At 48.3% G+C, this 18693-nt stretch carries 13 protein-coding genes; 11 read left to right on the top strand and 2 right to left on the bottom strand.

What is annotated here, in order from left to right; genetic code table 11:
• Positions 1–115: 115 nt before the first annotated feature.
• Entirely contained in the window at positions 116–730 is a 615-nt protein-coding gene (locus TY10_RS11315) for a sugar O-acetyltransferase (protein WP_042163315.1), read from the top strand.
• A gap of 145 nt (positions 731–875) precedes the next feature.
• Here TY10_RS11315 and TY10_RS11310 read toward each other — a convergent pair whose 3' ends face one another.
• Both TY10_RS11310 and TY10_RS11305 read right to left on the bottom strand, forming a co-directional pair.
• A complete protein-coding gene (locus TY10_RS11310) occupies positions 876–1352 on the bottom strand; it encodes a YfbM family protein (protein ID WP_042163313.1) in 477 nt (158 codons plus the stop codon).
• 756 nt (positions 1353–2108) lie between these two features.
• Entirely contained in the window at positions 2109–4229 is a 2121-nt protein-coding gene (locus TY10_RS11305; protein ID WP_042163311.1) for an alpha-galactosidase, read from the bottom strand.
• 289 nt (positions 4230–4518) lie between these two features.
• On the opposite strand from TY10_RS11305, the gene TY10_RS11300 reads away from it, so the two are divergent.
• The 10 genes from TY10_RS11300 to TY10_RS11255 all read left to right on the top strand — a co-directional run bounded on the left by TY10_RS11300 (position 4519) and on the right by TY10_RS11255 (position 18671).
• Positions 4519–5511, top strand: coding sequence for a LacI family DNA-binding transcriptional regulator (locus TY10_RS11300; protein WP_042163309.1), 993 nt, complete (start codon positions 4519–4521; stop codon positions 5509–5511).
• A 111-nt stretch (positions 5512–5622) separates the two neighbouring features.
• Positions 5623–7014 (top strand): ABC transporter substrate-binding protein, encoded by a 1392-nt coding sequence (locus tag TY10_RS11295; RefSeq protein WP_042163307.1) that lies wholly within the window; start codon positions 5623–5625, stop codon positions 7012–7014.
• 294 nt (positions 7015–7308) lie between these two features.
• Complete coding sequence (locus TY10_RS11290) at positions 7309–10188, top strand: extracellular solute-binding protein (protein ID WP_052350504.1); 2880 nt, start codon at positions 7309–7311, stop codon at positions 10186–10188.
• A 101-nt stretch (positions 10189–10289) separates the two neighbouring features.
• On the top strand, positions 10290–11171 hold the full coding sequence (locus TY10_RS11285; protein WP_081735231.1) for a carbohydrate ABC transporter permease: 882 nt from the start codon (positions 10290–10292) through the stop codon (positions 11169–11171).
• Between the two features lie 5 nt (positions 11172–11176).
• Entirely contained in the window at positions 11177–12046 is an 870-nt protein-coding gene (locus TY10_RS11280) for a carbohydrate ABC transporter permease (RefSeq protein ID WP_042163305.1), read from the top strand.
• Between the two features lie 14 nt (positions 12047–12060).
• The gene (locus TY10_RS11275; RefSeq protein ID WP_042163303.1) at positions 12061–13515 is read left to right on the top strand and encodes an SMP-30/gluconolactonase/LRE family protein; all 1455 of its coding nucleotides are present in this window, start codon (positions 12061–12063) and stop codon (positions 13513–13515) included.
• A complete protein-coding gene (locus TY10_RS11270; protein WP_042163301.1) occupies positions 13505–14125 on the top strand; it encodes a Yip1 family protein in 621 nt (206 codons plus the stop codon). Before TY10_RS11275 ends, TY10_RS11270 begins: the two co-directional genes overlap by 11 nt.
• 20 nt (positions 14126–14145) lie before the next feature.
• Entirely contained in the window at positions 14146–16746 is a 2601-nt protein-coding gene (locus TY10_RS11265) for a DUF5696 domain-containing protein (protein WP_052350493.1), read from the top strand.
• Complete coding sequence (locus tag TY10_RS11260; protein ID WP_337588346.1) at positions 16743–17648, top strand: carbohydrate ABC transporter permease; 906 nt, start codon at positions 16743–16745, stop codon at positions 17646–17648. The genes TY10_RS11265 and TY10_RS11260 overlap by 4 nt, the downstream gene beginning before the upstream one ends.
• A gap of 18 nt (positions 17649–17666) precedes the next feature.
• On the top strand, positions 17667–18671 hold the full coding sequence (locus TY10_RS11255) for an ABC transporter permease subunit (RefSeq protein ID WP_081735222.1): 1005 nt from the start codon (positions 17667–17669) through the stop codon (positions 18669–18671).
• Positions 18672–18693: the final 22 nt, after the last annotated feature.

The following is an 18693-nucleotide window of genomic DNA, read 5'->3' as shown; positions in this document are numbered from 1 at the left end:
ATGAGTACAGAGTACTTCGTGAAATTACGGAGCGGGATAAGGTATACTATTGTGAAGACATGCGTGTCGATGAGGTTCAAAGACAGACTATAATACTAACGGGGAGATTGTGAAAATGGACATCAAACAAAAACAGCATGATGGCAGCTTATACTTGCCTGGAGATGAACAATTAGCCAAAGAACAAACCCTTTGTCTCGAGAGGCTTTACGATTTTAACCAAACACGGCCCTTGGAGAATGAAAAAAGAACTGCTTTACTCAAAGAGATGTTTGCCGAAATAGGTGAGGATTGCTATATCGAGCCTCCTTTTCACGCCAACTGGGGCGGAAAGCATGTTCACTTCGGGAAAAAAATATATGCCAACTTCAATTTGACTATGGTGGATGATACACATATCTATGTAGGTGACTATACCATGTTTGGTCCCAATGTGACTGTGGCTACAGCTGGACATCCCATCCTGCCTGAGCTTCGTGAACAAGCGTATCAATATAACGCACCTGTATCTATCGGGAAGAATTGCTGGATAGGCGCCGGGGCAATATTGCTTCCTGGTGTGACGATCGGAGATAATACGGTGATTGGTGCAGGCAGTATCGTTACCAAGGATATACCATCTAATGTTGTAGCGGTAGGCAATCCATGCAAAGTGCTTCGGGAAATCAATGAACATGATGTCCATTATTATTTCAAAGACCGGAAAATCGTTCCTAATGATTTAGGTTAATGAAATAGAGCGGCAGAGGATGACTTGCTTTAATTAATGTGGATTGAGAGCAGGGAGCAGGAAGTCATTGCCCAGGAAATGTTGTCGAATAAGGAAAGGAGCAGTTCCCCCTAGTTTAGGGGAGGCCTGCTCCTTTTCTGTGTGATTAGAAAATATAAAAGATAACGCCTTTGCCTTCAGCAGCAGTCTGGCTGTAGAAACGTTTGATCTCATTAAAATTTTGCAGCAGATATTCGAAAAGTTCATTCTCGTCTTCGTCTGCAGAAAACGGATAGATCTCCTCTTCTATCATTTTTTGAAAATCAAACTGTAAGCGGAGCTGAGCTTCATCCAGTTCAGCGATTGCTTGATATGCCTCAGCAACTTGCCCGGCACGTAAATAAAAGGCTCCGAAAGAGCCGTAATCCAGGTGTTGATCGGTTATAAGAGGTACAACATAGCTAAGAGGGGGCTCGCCATCCGAAATATCTTTGCAGAGCAAGTAATGAATCCCCTCCCAGGACTTATCGATGTCCAGATTAGGATAATCATGAGGATTCAAATCATTTAGTGAAGTTTCTCCTTCTATAACTTGCTGCATCAGAGTGTTGTCAATCGTAAAATAACAGCCGATCATTCCCATTCTTTAAATCCCTCCATTTTATGGCAGTGAATATACTAATTGTAGCATAAGATCGGTTTAATCGGATTTAGTTCTTTAGTAGCGGACGGGTCCCATCTTTTCCAGATACAGATACAAAATGTAAAAGTGCATTTTGATTCGTCATAAATGGCCCGAAAACTCGATCAAAATGCAAAGTGCATTTGAAATTGCTATATTTTGCTCTGTGGAAGGTTTTTGGGCTAATCAAAATGTACTTTTGCATTTTGAAGCGAAAAATCACCTATAAAGTGGAAATTATTTTGCACTTTTGCATTTTGAATCGTTTCAGCAGATAGAAAGCCCGGCTAGCAACGATCACAGCCACTGCTTAGTGTTGAATAGACACAAAGCAGGTGTTAATCGCTATAGACATAGTGTTGGTGTGGGAGGGAGTGCAATATGAGGTTTGATTAGTTTTTAATAGTATTGAATAGACGCGAAGCGAATGTGGTTTGTTCGGTTGTATTGGTGCGCAGTTAAGCTGAGTTTGGGCATTTGTTGTTGTGTATTGCTTCTATCTACACTGTGCGATTTAGGGGGAGCGGAGCGTATTGAGTTCGGGCTGACTTTTTGAAGATTCAATCCATTTCTCAGCGCATTGCGATGAGGCAATGGAATCAAGAACGGCAGCACGAACCAATACGCGCAGCGTCCCGAGCGGCTGCAAGGGCAGGGGCTATAGTTATAACAAACAAAAAAAGCCGCAGACAACTGCGGCTATCTCCCATACATCATCTATACTCTATTAATCTTCAACAGCTTGCTCGCCATATCGCCGTGCAGATTCACGTCGATTCCTCTGTACATCAGTGCGCGGCCGCTAAGCGGCTCTTCGATATCGCTCACCTTGTACAGCGCTTCCTCCTGAAGTCCTCTCAAATAAATGCGAGGCGAAGGGTTTTGGAATTTTTGCGGATGCATTAGCGCGATGATCACCGATTCGTTTTTATCAGCGGTTACGTATTGAACAGCAGTCGTATTGCCTTCCCTTGGGGAAAGAAGACGATATTGGTCGCCCTTCTGCACAATATGACGAATGGACTTGTACTCTTCTACCCAGAAGCGGGATTCCTCTAATTCCTCCTCCGACCATTGGGTTAAATTGCCCCCGATGCCAAGCGAGCCCATCATAGAGGAATGGAAGCGGTATGCGACAGAGGCAGGGCGGTTTTTGACCCATTTGCCGGCGTCGGCAACCCAGCACATCATCGCTTGCGCGTTATAGCCCATGGAGTAGCCCTCTTGAATGAACAATCTTTCGTAAGGGTCTGTATTATCGCTCGTCCATACCTCGTCGGTCAGGCTCATGATGCCCAGATCGATCCGTGCGCCGCCGCCGGAGCAAGCTTCAAATGCGACATGCGGGTGGTTTTTACGCAGGCGGGCGATAATATCGTACAGTCCTTGAACGTGACGAACCCAGATTTCTTTTTGGTTTTCTTTAGGAGCGTCAGGCCAGCCCGGCTCGCTAAAGGAACGGTTCATATCCCACTTCACGAAGTGGATATTGTTGCTGCGAAGCAGATTGTCCAGCGCTTCGAACATGAAGGCCTGCACCTCAGGCTTCGTTACATTGAGAACCAACTGATTACGGCTTTCCGTACGCGGCCGGTTCGGGAAGTGATACACCCAGTCCGGATGAGTCCGGTACAGGTTGCTGTCGGGATTGACCATCTCCGGCTCAACCCAGATTCCGAATTTCATCCCAAGCGATTCTACCTTGTCGATCAGCGGCTTGAGGCCGTTCGGGAATTTCTCCGGATTCACCGTCCAGTCGCCAAGTCCGGCGCGGTCATGATTCCGTTCGCCAAACCAGCCGTCATCGATGACGAATAATTCGACACCGATCGCGGCGGCTTTTTCAGCCAGCTGCACTTGGCCTTGTTCGGTGACATCGAAGTAAGTTGCTTCCCATGAATTGTACAGGACAGGTCTTACGTCCTGGGCAATAGGTTTAGGCAGTACATGCTCGCGCTGGTAGCTGTGAAGATTACGGCTCGCTTGGCCAAAGCCGCCGCGCGTATATCCGCCAACGAATGCCGGCGTCTGGAACGAGGTTCCGCCCGCCAAATGCCAGGAGAAGTCAAAGTCATGAACGCCTCCAGCAACCTGCAGCAGCTTGAATGGATTGTACTCAACGGTAATTTTCCAGTTGCCGCTCCAAGCCAGTGCTCCGTACCAAATCTCTCCCTGATCCTCATCGGCAGTCCCGCGATCGACGGCAAACCATGGGTTAGCCTGCGCACCGGTATTGCCGCGCTTGCTCTCCAGTGTCTTTTTCCCCGGCGTGATCTCGTCCTGATAGATTTGAGTTTCTTCGATCCATTTGCCGGCGAGATGCGTCAGGCGGTAGCGGTTTCCTCTAGGCGCATGCCAAGCTCCTGAAAGCGCTTGCTCTAATGTGATCGCATCTTGTCCTGTATTCTCAATAACGGCGTACCGTTCGATAATGTCATGCTCAGGGAATATCCGGTAGTGCAAATGAACGAGCAGCGGATAATAAGTGTCCTGCAGAACAATGACCAGTTCATCGGATTGCTTGCCTTCGGTTACGCGGTGTTCTTTATATACAAGTCTTGTATCTCTCACATCATCGGCAAAAGTAGCCTTTAAGCAAGGCTCATTATAGTACATCCCGCCCCATGCGGGGTATTCCTGCTGCGTGATGCCGCCTGACGGCTCAAAGGAGGAATGGTGAATTGCCGTATTCGCATCCGGCAAATCAGCAATAAAAGGCAGCTTGGGTCCATAATAAAGATGTTGCAGCGTTCCATTGCGGTCTACGCCGAGACCGTAAGACAAATTGCTGCCTTGAAGCAGCCAACGTGACGTTTGCGTATCAAACCATATTGCCAATCCAATTCGCCTCTTTCTAAATTTTAGTGAATAATTACTTTATAAGTGTAGTATAATTAAGTGAAAAAAGGAATAATCTTTTTCATATTGCGAATATAAAGCGCTACCATTCAGAAAAACGGAAGAAAAAGCGTTTTCAAATTTTGATTGTAAAAATATTCTTTATTTGTTATGATCGAATTGTTCGAAAAATGAGCTGTAAATTCAGTGAAATTTACACCTTGTGTTTCACTGAATAAACGACATAAAATATAACTGAATATATTAACCAGACAGGGTGAAATAGAATATGGCTACGATTCGTGATATCGCTAACTTGGCAAATGTTTCTAGCGTTACAGTCTCTCGCGTTCTTAATCGGGACAACACGCTTTCTGTCTCCAAAGAGACAAGGGAACGTATTCTGGCAATAGCGGAAGAATTGAATTACAAAACGCCTCGAAACCGCAAGGGGAAAGAAAATTCAGATCTATCAAACATCAAGATCGGTACGGTTATGTTTTTGACGGAGCATCAGGAGGAGATGGATCATTACTTTCTCGCTATCCGTCAGGGGATTGAGAAGGAATGTGTTGCACAGGGCATTAACTCTACCAACATTCTGAGGATGTCATTGTTCACAAATCCGGAGTTGAATTTCGACGATGTTGACGGCGTTATTTTTATTGACCGGTCGTTTGACTTCACAGTGCAGCATGAGAGCCAGGTGAAGAATGTCGTCTTTATCGACTCGTCTCCCGATGTGGAAAGCTTTGATTCGGTCGTCATTGATTTCGAGAGAGTTACGATGCTGGCAATCAATCATTTGATTTCGCTGGGTCATACCCGGATCGGATATATCGGCGGTTTCCGTACATACGGCAAAGATCAGCGCGAATATTATTTCGAGCGGATTATGGCGGAAAAGGGGCTGCTGGATCCCGAGCATATTTTTATCGGAGGCTGGGGCACGCCGGAGGGCAACCGCTTAATGAAGAAAGCGATTGATAAAGGCAATCTGCCGACTGCGTTTTTTATCGCCAGTGACCATCTGGCTATTGGAGCTATTCATGCGCTTAAGGAAGCGGGCGTTCGGGTTCCAGAGGATGTTGCTGTCGTGGGCTTCGATGATATTGAAATATCCGAGTTTATGAGTCCTCCGCTTACAACGATTCGAATTCAGGCGGAAATGATGGGCCGGACAGCGGTGAAGCTGCTGATGGAGCAAATGAACGGAAGAGAAATTCCATTGCAGGTGACACTGCCGGCTAAGCTGATTGTGCGCAGCAGCTGCGGTTCGTAAAGATCAATCTAAGAATGTATTAGGGGAGGTGATGCCTGATTAAACAGGCAAGTTTCATAATCAAATGGTAGCGTTCTCAAGCCAATACAATAACGAGAGGGGTATTATAAGATGACAAAAATGAAAACGCTTTCAATTTTATCTTTGGTAATCGTACTGTTATTTGTGCTGTCCGCATGCAGTGGTGGAAACACGCCGCCGCCAGCTAAACCTTCCGATTCGACGAATCAGGAAGCTGAAGGAAGCAAGAACCAAGAGGAAGAGAAAGAGCCTGTAGTGGAAGAAGAGAAGTATGATCTTGGCGGCAGAGAAATCAGATTTTCCGCATGGTGGGACGGTACGCCAAACGCTGATACGCCAGAGGGCGAGAAAGCGCTGGCGCTGCAGGCCGAAGTGGAGAAAAAATATAACGTAAAAATTAAATACGTCGCTCAGGACATGTGGGAAACGGCAGAGAAGTTTTCCTCCACAGTAATGGCAGGCGAGCCATTCGCTGATGTTGTTCTGGTACCGCACGTATTTGTACTTAGCCTGCTCAAGGGCGGATATTATACAGCGCTGGATGACTTCATGAACGTGAAGGAAGAGAGCAAGCTGTCCGATCTCATTATTCAATCGGGAAGCTACGGCACCGGCAAAACTTATGGTTTTCTGAATTCGGTTGCTCTATATGACAACACTGGTTTGTTCTACAACAAACGGATTTTCCAAGATGCGGGCTTGCCAACGCCTACTGAACTGCAAGAGCAAGGGAAATGGGACTGGGATACATTCGTTGATGTGGCGAAAAAGCTGACAATCAGCAAAAGCGGCAACGGAAAAACCGATCAATGGGGTCTTACAGGATCGCAGATGACGCTTGGCTCCTACCTGATTTACTCCAACGGCGGCGTTATTTATGACGAGGACACCGAGAAGATTGCTCTCGACTCGCCGAACGCGATGGAAGGCCTTGAAATGATGAACAAGCTGTACAACGAGTATAAAATCGTGAAGCGCGACGAAGGAAACTCATGGGAAGACCCGGTTCGCTACTTCAGAGAAGGCAAAGTTGCAATGTACCCGGCCGGACTTTGGGAAGTAGGCCGTTTCCAGAAGGAAATGGTAGATGAATATGCATTCGTTCCATTCCCTAAAGGGCCAAAAGCAGACGGCTTTATTATGGGTCAGCCGCAAATGCACATCAACGTTATCCCGCGCGGCGTTAAGGATCCTAAGGTCGTCTACAAAATTTGGGAGGACCTGCAAGACTTCGAGCATATCGATGAGAACAACCGCACAACTGCGGAGTCCTGGTTTACTGATGAGGCTTCTGTAGAAAATGCATTGGATACGCTCAATATCATTAAATTCGCTCGTTACGGCGGATTGAACATCGATGATGCGATGTGGGATCTCGTTCGTGACATCTCGGACTCCAAGCTGACTCCTGCTTCCGGAGTTGCTAAGCTGATGCCGGTTATGCAGGCAAGCGTAGACAAGGTGCTGAAAGGCACCGAATAACTAGAAGCGATAGCAATGGAATGAAATCCCTGCCTTTTAGTACGGGTGGGGATTTATTTTCCTCGTATACAGGTGCTTTGCTAGGGTGTGTCTGAGAACTCTGAGGGCAGCAAATTTTGCCGAATTTTCGTTCCATGCAAGGCGCGTTTGTGAAGGCGTACCCGGGGGGTACGTCAAGCAAACGGAACGAAGCAGGGGGCGCAAAGGCGGTGAAAGGTGCCACTGAACGGGTTTTCAGACACGCCTAGAGGGGTACCTCATAATTTTTCAGCAGGGCAGGGGATGTTTGTGAATATGCCTAAAGTGTTGCGCGTAGCGGTTGCATTGTTGCTTTTGTGCACATGGGTCATTCCATCGGCAGGACCGCATTTGGCAAATGCGGAAGAGAGCGGGAAATCGGAGCGTACAGATGGCAACGTTTTTCAAGCGAACAGCTATGACAGCTATTTGCAAACGCATCAAAACGCCGGCAGGCCAGACCGGAAAATCGTTGTGGAGGGCGGTTCCTTTACCTTTACGGAAGGAATGGAGCCGAAGAAGGTGAACAACGCGGGGGACCGGCAGGGCAATTTTGTAGAGACGGGCGACTCCGGCTCCATCGGCTGGGAGGTCAACATTCCAGAAGAGGGACTGTACAATTTGTCTCTGCGCTATTTTACAGTGGACGGCAAAGCTTCTTCGATCGAAAGAATGCTGATGATCGATGGAGAAGTTCCGTTTTCCGGTGCGAGAAGCTTCCTGTTTCCGCGCATTTGGACCGATGAGAAAGCAATTGAACGGGATAATCGGGGCAATGATATCCGTCCCCGGCAGGTAGAAGCTTTCGGCTGGCAGGAGAAGCCGTTCCGGGATTTCGAAGGCTATTATGAGAAGCCTTATTCGTTTTATTTTTCCGCAGGCAAGCATACGATCACGCTCGTTTCCTTGAAAGAGCCGGTCATTATCGATGCGATCGAAATCGGTCAAATCGAAGAGCCTCCTACCTATGAGGAGATCAAAAAGCAGTACGAGCAACAAGGTCTTAAAGAAACGAACGGACAGATGATTAAGGTTCAGGGTGAAAGCGCCCAATACAAATCATCGCCGACGTTATATCCGATAACCGACCGCTCCAATCCGGGCACGGAGCCGCAATCTATTGTGGAAGTACGGATTAATACGATTGGAGGAAACAATTGGCGGATGCCGGGAGACACCATTACTTGGAAGATCGATGTTCCGGAGGATGGACTGTACAAGATTGCGATTAAGGGAAGGCAAGAGCTGTTAAGAGGCGTGTATTCGACGAGAACGTTAAGGATTGATGGTCACATTCCGTTTGAGGAAATGCGTGAAATTCCTTTCTATTATTCGAGCGAATGGCAGATGAATACGATTGGCAACGGGGACGAACCCTATCTGTTTTATCTAACACAGGGAACACATGAATTGCAGCTTGAGGTAAGTCTGGGGTCGATTGCTCCGCTTATCCGGGAGGTGCAGTCCAGCATCCTGGAATTGAATGCGATATACCGCAAAATATTGATGATTACAGGTGGGGTTCCCGACCCGTTCCGTGATTATAATCTCGAGAAAAAGGTTCCGGAAATGGTAGAGGTATTCAACAAGCAAAGTGCGATCTTGTACAAAATTTCCGAGCAGCTAGTCGAAATTACCGGGGAAAAAAGCGATCAGGTCGCCATATTGACGAAGCTGGCTTATCAATTGGAAGATTTGGCCTCCAAGCCGGAATCGCTCCAAACCCGTTTGGAATCTTTCAAAATCAACGTCGGCGGTTTAGGAACCTGGATACTGAAGGTGAAGGAGCAGCCGCTTGAGATCGATTATCTCGTCATCGCTTCTCCTGAGAAGCGGATGCCGAAAGCGAAAGCTTCGTTTGCGAGTAAAGTGAAGCATGAGATTAGCACCTTGTTCAGCTCATTCTTCATCGATTACAACAGCATTGGCAATTCGAGTGAAAATGAACGGTCGGTAACTGTCTGGATTGGTACAGGCCGCGACCAGGCTCAAGTGCTGAAAGCGATGTCTGACGACAGCTTTACGCAGCAGACAGGGATTAGCGTCAATCTGAAACTCGTCAGCGCGAATGTACTGATGCCAGCAACGCTGTCTGGCCAAGGGCCGGACGTTGCGATGCAAATATCGAATGACATTCCTGTCAACTACGGCATGCGCACCGCGATATATGACTTGACTCAATTTAGCGATTTCGAGCAAGTGGCGGACAGATTCCGCGACAGTGCACTTACACCTTACAAGTACAAAGACGCCGTATTCGGCTTGCCGGAGCAGCAAGTTTTCCCAATGCTGTTCTATCGCAAGGACATTCTGGAGGAGCTTAAGCTGGATGTTCCGCAGACGCTGGATGATATATACGAGGTCATTCCGGTGCTGAAGAAGCATTATATGGACTTTGCTCTGCCGATTGCAGAGACGTCAGGCGTCTCTACGCTGGAGCCTAGCAAAGCATTTGCGATGATGCTCTATCAGCAGGACGGCTCTTTCTATGAGAAGGACGGCGTGAGCAATCTGGCTTCGGAAGCCTCTATGCAAGCTTTTAAACGCTGGACAGATCTGTATATGAATTACAAGCTTCCGCTTCAATTCGATCTGACAACCCGTTTCAGAACGGGCGAAATTCCGATGGCGATCACCGATTACACGTTCTACAACACGTTGTCGGTCTCGGCTCCGGAAATTAGAGGGCTGTGGGATTTCGTTACGGTGCCGGGAGTGCAGCAGGAAGACGGCAGCATTCGCCGGGATGTATCGAGCGGCGGCTCAGCAGTCATTATGATGGATCAAGCGAAGGATAAAGAAGCGGCATGGGAATTTATGAAATGGTGGACGAGCAAAGATACGCAGGTTCGCTTCGGCCGCGAGATGGAAGGTCTGATGGGGGCTGCGGCCCGTTACCCGACTGCCAACATTGAGGCATTGAAGGAATTGCCATGGCCGACCAAAGACTATCAAAGTCTGGAGAAGCAGTGGGAATGGGTTAAGGGCATTCCAGAAGTTCCGGGCGGCTACTACACCGGACGAAATCTGGACAACGCCTTCCGCGAAGTCATTAACAATGGCACGAACCCGCGGGACGCTTTGTACGACTATGTGGAAGAAATCAATCGTGAGATCGAGTTCAAACAAAAAGAATTTAATTTGAAGCAGAGTTAGAGGTGACCGGATTGCAGCAGACAGATGCATTGCCCGCACAAGTAAAAGGACGATCACAGCAGACCGCGGCGCAGCCGAAGCCCGGATTATTCCGGCGCATAATGACGGATGTAAAGCGCGATAAGCATCTCTACGTATTGATTGGTCCGTATATGATCCTGTTTTTTCTGTTTACGGTAGTGCCGGTAGCGTTATCGATTCTGATCAGCCTGACCTATTTCAACATGCTGGAGTTTCCTCGCTGGGCTGGCTGGAACAACTATATGCGATTGTTTCTTGATGACGACATTTTCATTATCGCCTTGAAAAACACGTTTATATTTGCCGTTATAACGGGTCCGATCAGTTATATTGCCTGTTTCTTGTTTGCTTGGCTCATTAATGAGCTTCGGCCGAAGGCGCGGGCAATTATGACGCTCGTATTTTATGCGCCTTCTATATCGGGGAACATCTATTTCATTTGGCAAATCATGTTCTCCGGCGACGCGTATGGCATTGTTAACGGCTTCTTGATGAGAACCGGCTTTATTAGTGAACCGATATTATGGTTCCAGAATCCGAAGTACACGCTCATGATCATTATCATCGTGCAGCTGTGGCTGAGTCTCGGAACAAGCTTCCTGGCCTTTATCGCCGGCTTGCAGACTGTGGACAGAACGCTGTTCGAAGCGGGGGCAGTGGACGGCATCCGCAATCGCTGGCAGGAGCTGTGGTATATTACCTTGCCTTCCATGCGGCCGCAGTTAATGTTCGGGGCGGTCATACAGATAACGGCGTCATTCGCCGTAGCGGATGTCGCCATGAACTTAGCCGGCTTCCCAAGCGTTCAGTACTCGGCGCATACCGTCGTTACACATCTCATCGACTACGGCACGATCCGGTTTGAGATGGGCTACGCATCCGCGATTGCTACGGTATTGTTCATGATCATGCTTGGTTCTAACTTGATTATTCAGAAGCTTCTCAGGAAGGTGGGTGACTAGACACAGTGAGAATTTCACTCCGATTTGGCGGTCAAAAAAGAATCAACCGTTCCTGGCAAGTGGATTTTCTGTTGTTTCTTTTGCTTGGTTTGTTTGGGGCCTTTATGGTCATCCCTTTGATCTATGCCATCAACAATGCTTTCAAACCTTTAGATGAGCTGTTCCTGTTTCCTCCCAAAATTTTTGTGCGAAACCCTACGCTCAACAATTTTCCGGACTTGTTCCATCTGATGGCGAAATCATGGGTTCCATTCTCCAGGTACATTTTTAACACCGTATTTATAACGCTTGCCGGGACGATAGGGCATGTTCTTCTGGCTTCAGCTGCTGCCTATCCACTTGCGAAATACAAGTTTCGCGGCTCGAAGGTGCTGTTCTCGATTGTTGTATTGTCTCTGATGTTCTCGCCGCAGGTTACAGCGATTCCGAACTATATGACGATGTCCTGGCTCGGATGGATCGATACGTATTGGGCGATTATTGTTCCGGCATTTGCTTTTCCATTGGGACTGTACTTAATGAAGCAGTTTATTGAGCAGATCCCGATGGCCTTGCTTGAATCGGCTAAGATAGACGGCGCGAACGAGTACCGCGTCTTCTGGTCGATCGTGATGCCGCTCGTCAAACCAGCTTGGTTCACGCTCATTATTTTGCTGTTTCAAATGCTGTGGGCGTCCGACGGAGGCAGCTTCATTTATAGCGAGGAGTTAAAAACGATGCACTTTGCGATGGGACAGATCATTCAGGGCGGTATTGCCCGTGCAGGTGTAGCGGCGGCAGTAGCCTTGCTGCTGATGATCGTTCCGGTTGTGATGTTTATTATTACCCAGAGCCAAATCATCCAGACGATGGCATCTTCCGGTATTAAGGAATAGGGCGGGGGGACACGATGAAGCTCATCAAGTTAATGACCAGTGCGGCTCTGCTGCTCGCAGCCTTCCAATTATTCGCATCGCCGCTGCAGGCGGCTGCTGCTCCCTACGAGGGGTATTCCTATTCGTATTGGGGAACGACGTCGACGACACCAAACGCGTATTTGCCGGAAACGGTCGTTAACGGCGTCGAACAAGGAATTGGCAAGTTCAAGGAGCCGACGGATCTGTATGTGGATGACGAAGGCCAGCTTTATGTACTGGATGCAGGAAACGGACGAATCGTCGTTTTTGACGAGCAGTGGAAGGTTGTAAGACAAATCCGCGGCTTTCAAAACGGGGGCAAGCAGGATCAGTTCGCTAACCCGCAAGGGATATTCGTAACGAAAAAGGGCCAGATTTTTGTAGCCGATACCGATAATAGCAGAGTCGTCGAATTAACGAATGAAGGCGAATTTGTCCGGGAAATCGGGGCTCCGAAATCGGAGGTCATTCGCGAAGGATTCGAATATTTTCCGAAAAAAGTAGGCGTGGACAATGCCGGACGTATCTATGTCATTGGCAGGGGCGTCTTTGACGGCATTATCGAATTTGATTCCGATGGTTCATTTAACGGCTTCATGGGTACCAACCGGGTCAAATTTGATGTATGGGATTATTTCTGGAAGAAGCTGTCGACCAAGGCGCAAAGAAGCAAGCTGGCTCAATTCGTTCCGCTTGAATTCAACAATCTGGATATCGATCAGGAAGGCTTCATCTACACGACAACGGCTGAAGTCAATTCCGCAGATCCGATCAAACGGCTGAATTCCACCGGCGTGGACGTGCTTCGCCGTGAAGGCTACTTTTTCCCTCGCGGAGATGTGTATTCCAACAATCCCAATGCAAGCTCGATACTGATCGATGTCCAAGTTGGGGCTAATGGCGTCTACAGTGCGCTGGATTCCAGAAAAGGCCGTGTATTTACTTACAACGAGGACGGAAATTTATTGTATGTTTTCGGCCGTATCGGTACGCAGGAAGGAACATTCAAAACGCCTGTTGCTGTTGAGAGCAGAGGCAGTCAGTTTTTTGTACTGGATCAGGGAATGAACCGGATTAACGTGTTCAGCCCGACTCGTTACGGCAGCTTGATTAATGAAGCCAATGCGCTTCTGGTATCCGGTGATTATAACGGAGCAGAGAGCAAGTGGCGGGAATTGCTTCGCCTCGATGCCAATAACGAGATTGCTTATGTCGGGATCGGCAAAGCGCTGCTGAGGCAGGGCGAGAATAAGCTGGCTATGGAAAATTTGAAGCTTGGCTATGACAGAGAGTATTACTCCAAAGCATTCGGGAAGTACCGCAAGGAAATGACGAGAAAATATTTCGGAGCGGGCATGACGGTTGTGTTCGTGCTCATCGCGGCCCTTTGGAGCTGGAGCATTATTAAAAGACGATCAACAGGAAAGGTGAAGGCCAATGTTATCTGAGTTCACAAAATTTCCGTTTTATGTGCTGCTTCACCCGTTCCAAGGCTTCTGGGATTTGAAATACGAGAATAGGGGAAAGCTTCGGGTTTCATTGTCCATCCTGCTGCTGTTGACGATTGCGACGATTATACTGCGTCAATACGCCGGCTTCGTAGTCAACTTTAACTATCCTTACGATTTGAACAGCATTAACGAGCTGCAATATATCGTGCTTCCCTTTTTTCTATGGTGTGTGTCCAACTGGTCGTTGACGACGCTGATGGACGGGGAAGGAAAGTTTAAAGAAATCGTCATGGCTACAGGCTATGCTTTGCTGCCGCTTGTGCTGATGCGCTTCGGCAATACCTTCCTGAGCAACGTCGTTACGCTGCGGGAATCCTCCTTTTATTATTTGATTGAAACGCTGGCTACGCTTTGGTTTGTGTGGCTGCTGTTTATCGGGACGATGACCGTTCATCAATATTCAGTAATGAAGACGATCGTAACGATGCTGCTGACTTTAGTGGTCATGGGAATCATTATATTTTTGGGACTGCTGTTTTTTAGCCTGCTGCAAGAGATGCTGGGCTTCGTGTACGCGATCTATACAGAGATTTCATTACGCTTGTAGGAAGGGAGGTAGCTATACGGATGAACAGCAAATGGAGAATAACGATGATGGCAGCCATTGTATGCAGTATGCTTGCTGCGGCAAGCGGCGCAGACAGCGTATCGGCTGAGCAAGCAGCTGAAGCAACAGCTTCAGGCGAAGCAGCGGCAACTGAAACGACGACTGCAGAAGCGACACCAGCAGAAGCGACGACACAGCCTGCAGTCGAGACGGTAAACGCAGCAACGCAGACAGCAGAGCTTGCCAATATGGAGCTAGCTGTCCAGAACGAATACTTGGCTTTGTATTACAACCGGCAGACGACAGAGATTGCCGTCAAGAACAAGCGCGACGGGTCGATTTGGTATTCCAATCCCCAAGACCGCGAACAGGATAATCAAGCATCCGCCTTCAATAAATCCATGCTCTCAAGCCAATTGCTGCTCTCCTTTTCCGACAATTCGGGCAAACCGCAGCAATTCAACAACTTCAATCAGAGTGTGAAGTATGAGCAGTATGAATACGAGAAACTGAGTGACGGCATTAAAATTACGTATACCGTCGGCGAGAAAGTACGTGGTGTCGAGCAAATCCCTCCTATTATAGGCGAGGAGCGTTTCCAGACACTCATTCTCGATAAACTTAAGGAAAAGGATCAAACCGAACTATTAAAGCGGTTCAAACATAATGCGGATAAGGGGGTTTATGAGCGGCGGGACGCTGCGCTAAACGGTCTGGCTCTGACCAAAGCGCTGAAGCTGCTTGCTGAAGCCGGTTATGATGAAACCGAGATGAACACCGACCGCGAGACCTATTCGGACGGGCAAGCCGCAAGCCAGGCGATATTCGTCCTCCCTGTAACCTACCGTTTGGAAGGGGAACAGTTTGTCGTACAAGTATCGACGGAGAACATCGAGTCTAACGGCTTCTATTTGCAGCAGTTGTCGGTGCTGCCTTACTTCGGCGCTGCGGGAAACGGGCAGCAAGGCTATATGTTTGTTCCAGACGGTTCAGGTGCGCTCATCCGGCTCAACAACGGCAAGCTGGATGCTTCGCCGTACAACGAGGTGCTGTACGGGCTTGATTCTACTCGTATCAATCAGTTGAAGCCGCTTGGCGGGACGCCTTCACGCTTGCCCGTATTTGGCATGAAGAGGGGCGATGCAGCGTTCGTAGCCATTATCGAGGACGGGGACGGAATCGCCCGAGTAGAAGCAGACGTTAGCGGCCGGACGCACTCGTACAACTATGTGCACAGCAGCTACGGGATCAATTCATTCGAGCCGCTGACGTTGTCCGGCAACTGGACGTCAAATACAGTGCCTAAATTCCAAGTGAAACCGTATCAAGGCAATTTGACGGTTCGTTACGGCTTTTTGCAAGGAGAGGAAGCCAACTACTCCGGCATGGCTTCTTATTACCGCACTTATCTGATGGATAAGTATCATCTGGAAAGATTGGAGCAGAAGGAGCAAACGCCTTTCTTCCTGGAGTTGATTGGCGGCGTGCCGAAGAAAAAGTTTTTTCTGGGCGTGCCTTACACTTCCTATCAGCCGTTGACTACGTTCAATCAAGCGCAGGAAATTATGGATGAGCTGAAAGACAGCGGCGTCGAGAATATCAAGCTGAGGTATACGGGATGGTTTAACGGAGGCGTAGCCCATTCGATGCCATCCTCGGTTTCGGTCGACAAAAAGTTGGGAGGACAAAAAGGGTTTGCGAAGCTGCTTGCGTATTCGGCAAGCAATGGAGTCGAGCTGTACCCCGACGCCAGCTTTATGACCGTAAACAAGAAATCCGGCGGCTTCAAGCCGAAGCGGGATGCTTCGCGCACGATGACTGGAACGTTAGCGAGTATCTATCCGTATGACCGTGCGGGTTACTATAAGGATACCTACTCCAGCGACCCGGCATTTGCTTTATCGCCTGCTAAATTGCCAGGTGTTGTTGAAGATTTTACGAGCAGATACAGCAAGCTGAAAGCGGATTCGCTGTCTCTGCGCGATCTGGGAAGCGATTTGAATTCCGATTTCAATACGAAGCAAGTAGTGACGCGTGAGGAAACGAAACGAACTGTGCAGGAGCAGCTGGCCAGCTTGAAGGAAACTTCCTCGAAGCTGATGGTGTCCGGCGGCAATGCGTATTCGCTTCCGTACGTGGACAGTGTTGTTGATGCACCGCTTTCTGACAGCGGCTACAACATTGCCGATGGCGGCGTGCCATTTTATCAAATCGCGCTGCACGGACTTATCGACTATGCCGGTTCCGCCATTAACATGTCCGATGAGCAATCGATGCGCTACCATGTTCTCAAGACGCTGGAGACAGGCTCGAATTTGTACTTTACATGGTTTTACGCTAAATCGTCGTCCGTGAAGGAGACTAACTTCGATTACTTCTATTCGTCACAGTACAAGGATTGGATCGGAGAGGCAACGGCCGCTTATAACGAGGTTAATAACGTGCTTCGCCAGGCTCGGAACCAGTTTATTGTGGATCATGAGCTGCTGGAGAAGGGCGTCTATCAAACTACCTACGAGGATGGAACAACAGTGGTCGTCAATTACAATGATTATGCAATCAACGTGAATGGCGACGCCGTCGAATCGATGGGATATCGGATTGGAGGCGTTCGCAATTGAAGCTGCCCAAATTGAGAATGACGCTGCATCAGAAGCAGAAGTATAAAGGGGTTTGGTTTATTCTCCCTTGGTTTGCGGGATTTCTCTTTCTATTCTTCACTCCGCTTGTCAATTCGCTGCGGTACAGCTTCAGCAAGCTGGAACTTAATGAAACGGGCTTTTCCATGCAGTTTGTGGGCTGGGCCAACTACCGGAACGCTTTGTTCGTCAATGAGCATTACGTTCGGGGGCTGACGGAATCGCTGCTGAACATGGTTATCAATGTGCCGCTGATCGTTATATTCAGCTTGTTCGCAGCGGTGCTGCTCAACCAGAAGTTTAAGGGCAGAGCCTTGTCACGAGCGATTTTCTTCCTTCCCGTTATTCTCGCATCTGGTGTAATCGCCTCTATCGAGAGCGGTGATTATATGCAGGGCGTAATCAAAGGCGCAAGCCAGCAAGCAAGCGGAGAATCCGCAATGTTCCAAAGCTTGGAGCTGGCAAAGCTGCTGTACAATTCGGGAGTCAATCATCACATCGTGCAGTACCTGGTTGGCGCAGTCGAACGAATCTATCAAATTGTCACCTCCTCGGGCGTACAGATTCTGATCTTTGTCGCAGGATTGCAGTCCATTTCGGGCTCATTGTACGAAGCCTCCAAAATTGAAGGGGCAACGGCTTATGAATCATTCTGGAAAATTACGTTTCCGATGATCAGCCCGCTTATTTTGACAAACGTTATTTATTCGATTATCGATAACTTGCTTGGCAGCCAGACGACCAAACAAATTCAGGAGACGGCTTTCAAGGCGTTCCAATTTGGACTTAGCGCTTCGATGGCGTGGATCTATTTTGCTGCTATTTCGCTCTTACTGTGGGTTGTCGCGATGCTTATTTCCAGAAAAGTGTTCTATTACGATTAATCGACAAGGAGGGGCAGCATGAAGACTAGTACGGAAAGCGCGAAGCGAAGCTTTGTGGATTACCTGTGGGAGCGGATGTCCAAAGGAAGCTTTTGGGCAACCAAGCTGAAATCCTGGTTATGGATATTTGTTCGGACCGTTCTCATTAGCGGCATTTCCTTTATTATTTTGTATCCAATCCTGATCAAAGTGGTCATCGCATTCAAAGATCCAATTGATTTGTACGATGCCACTGTCGTCTGGATTCCGAAGCATTTTACGCTGGATAACTTCAAGCTCGTTAGTGATGCCTTGCATTTTCCAAAAATATTGCTGAATACCGCCCTGCTGTCCGGAACGGTCATGTTTCTCCAGACGCTGTGCTGCGTACTGGCGGGCTACGGGTTCTCGAGAATTAAATTCCGCGGAAGCGGCCTGCTGTTCGGCTGCGTTATTTTCACCATATTGGTACCGCCGCAGACGATTATGATTCCGACGTATTTGCAATACAAAAACTTCGATGTGCTGGGCATTGTTTCTCTGTTTACAACGCAGCCATTGAATCTGATCAATACGTACTGGCCGTTTCTCATTTCGTCCGCACTTGGAATGGGATTGAAGACGGGATTGTTCGTCTACATTTTCAGACAGTTTTTCAGAGGCATTCCGAAGGAGATGGAGGAGGCTGCACTCGTAGACGGCTCCGGCACCTTCGGGACGTTCGTCAAAATCATTTTGCCAAACGCAATGCCATCAGTTGTAACGGTCATGCTGTTCTCGTTTGTCTGGCAGTGGAATGATTCCTACTTTACGAATCTTATTTTGAATGATGCCAAAGTGATGTCGTCGATGATGTCTACAGCGGCCGCGCAAATTTTGTTTTACCTGACGCCGCCGGGAGGATCCTTCAAGCCGGACCCGCTGTATCTGTCTATGATTCAGAACACGGCGGTACTCATGGCCATTACTCCGCTTATCGTTATGTATCTGTTTGTACAGCGTCATTTCGTTGAAAGCATGGAACGCAGCGGTCTTGTCGGCTAAGTGATTGTTCTGCAGCCAACAG

It is taken from the genome of Paenibacillus gorillae, assembly GCF_000513275.1.
GTDB lineage: Bacteria > Bacillota > Bacilli > Paenibacillales > Paenibacillaceae > Pristimantibacillus > Pristimantibacillus gorillae.
The sequence above is the reverse complement of the archived record's forward strand: the minus strand, read 5'-3'. Positions and strand labels throughout refer to the sequence as shown.

Excerpts from the sequence above, each read along its gene's own strand:
- TY10_RS11315 (WP_042163315.1), top strand. The coding sequence starts at position 116 with ATGGACATCAAACAAAAACAGCATGATGGCAGCTTATACTTGCCTGGA.
- TY10_RS11310 (WP_042163313.1), bottom strand. The coding sequence starts at position 1,352 with ATGGGAATGATCGGCTGTTATTTTACGATTGACAACACTCTGATGCAG.
- TY10_RS11300 (WP_042163309.1), top strand. The coding sequence starts at position 4,519 with ATGGCTACGATTCGTGATATCGCTAACTTGGCAAATGTTTCTAGCGTT.
- TY10_RS11295 (WP_042163307.1), top strand. The coding sequence starts at position 5,623 with ATGACAAAAATGAAAACGCTTTCAATTTTATCTTTGGTAATCGTACTG.
- TY10_RS11290 (WP_052350504.1), top strand. The coding sequence starts at position 7,309 with ATGCCTAAAGTGTTGCGCGTAGCGGTTGCATTGTTGCTTTTGTGCACA.
- TY10_RS11285 (WP_081735231.1), top strand. The coding sequence starts at position 10,290 with ATGACGGATGTAAAGCGCGATAAGCATCTCTACGTATTGATTGGTCCG.
- TY10_RS11275 (WP_042163303.1), top strand. The coding sequence starts at position 12,061 with ATGAAGCTCATCAAGTTAATGACCAGTGCGGCTCTGCTGCTCGCAGCC.
- TY10_RS11270 (WP_042163301.1), top strand. The coding sequence starts at position 13,505 with ATGTTATCTGAGTTCACAAAATTTCCGTTTTATGTGCTGCTTCACCCG.
- TY10_RS11265 (WP_052350493.1), top strand. The coding sequence starts at position 14,146 with ATGAACAGCAAATGGAGAATAACGATGATGGCAGCCATTGTATGCAGT.
- TY10_RS11255 (WP_081735222.1), top strand. The coding sequence starts at position 17,667 with ATGAAGACTAGTACGGAAAGCGCGAAGCGAAGCTTTGTGGATTACCTG.